Source organism: Streptomyces sp. NPDC059009 (assembly GCF_042740175.1).
Lineage (GTDB): Bacteria > Actinomycetota > Actinomycetes > Streptomycetales > Streptomycetaceae > Streptomyces.
Genome location: NZ_JBHYJB010000105.1, coordinates 1 through 1,204, shown reverse-complemented (window position 1 = coordinate 1,204; position 1,204 = coordinate 1). Strand labels below are relative to the sequence as shown.

Here is a 1,204-nt window from a genome sequence, read left to right as displayed (position 1 = left end):
GTCGGCACCATGGCCCAGGTGGGTGGCGATCGCCTCCTTGTCGCCCTGCCGCACCGCGGCGAGCAGCAGCTCACTCGCGTCCGCCCCGAAGGAGGCGATCTCCGGAGTGGGGTCGAAGTACACGTTCCACAGTGCGATCCGCCCCTGCTCGTCGAGTTCGAGCCGGTGACAGACCTCTACCTCGAACGGCACCTGGGTGCGGCTGTGCACGGCCTTGTCCCACAGCCGCGCGTACGCGGTCGAGCCCTCGACCACCAGCTCCCTGAGCTCGGAACCCAGCGGCTCGGTGGTCTCCCCGCGCACCTGGAACGCCCCCGCGACGGCGTCGAGACCCGTGTATGTGCCGACATAGTCGACCACGGAATTCCACTCGTTGCGACGGATTTCGAAAACCACGGAAGGTGACAGGGCGGCGAAAATCGCATCCCCGTCACCGCGGTCCATCGCGGCGAAGAAGTTCTCCAGGATCTTCCGCGTTTCCCGACTCTCCATCTGCTCCTCCAGTGATCGCTCCTGTCCACTCCAAGGAACCCGCACCGGCCTTCGGGAAACCAGCGGTCCTCACACATGCGCGAACACTTCGGCAACTCGCCCGCATCGTGGCAAGTCACTGAAGTCTCCACGCCTTTCCCTGCTCGCCTGGTCGGTGAAGCCCACGCACGCTTCCATGGATTTCCCAAGGCCACAGCTGTGCAGACATGGAGGTTGAAACGTGGAGAGCCGACGTACACGGGAAATACTCGAGGAATGGTTCTCCGCGATCGGCCGCGGAGACTCGGAAAAGGTGATCGCGGCCCTCTCGCCGTCCATCGTCTTCGAACTCCCCGAGGACGAATGGAACGCGGTGATCCCCTACCTCGGCCGGCACATCGGCCCGGACGCCGTCGCGGAGGCATTCCGTATCCGCGCGGAGACCACCGAGGTGGTCGACTACGAACTCAGGGAGCTGGTGGTCGAGGGCTCGACCGCGTACGCGCGGATCTACACCAAGGCGTTCCACACCCGGACCAAGGTGCCGTTCGAGATCGAGGACAGCCACCGGCTCGAGGTCGACGAGCAGGGACAGATCCGCAGCTGGAAGGTCTTCTTCGACCCGAACGTCGAAGTCGCCGCCTTCACGGCCGACTCCGCGCAGCGACTGTTCGACGCGGTCCGCCGCAACGACGCCGCCGCAACCACCGCCGCGCTGAAGGACGGCGGGGAT

General features: G+C 65.5%; 2 protein-coding genes. One reads left to right on the top strand and one right to left on the bottom strand.

What is annotated here, in order from left to right; translation table 11 throughout:
• On the bottom strand, window positions 1-492 hold a 492-nt coding region (locus tag ACFWYM_RS44975; RefSeq protein WP_384851367.1), incomplete at its 3' end, for a nuclear transport factor 2 family protein.
• 220 nt (window positions 493-712) lie between these two features.
• Between ACFWYM_RS44975 and ACFWYM_RS44970 the strand changes: the two genes are divergently transcribed.
• Window positions 713-1,204: nuclear transport factor 2 family protein (locus ACFWYM_RS44970; RefSeq protein WP_384851366.1), on the top strand; the 492-nt coding region annotated here is incomplete at its 3' end.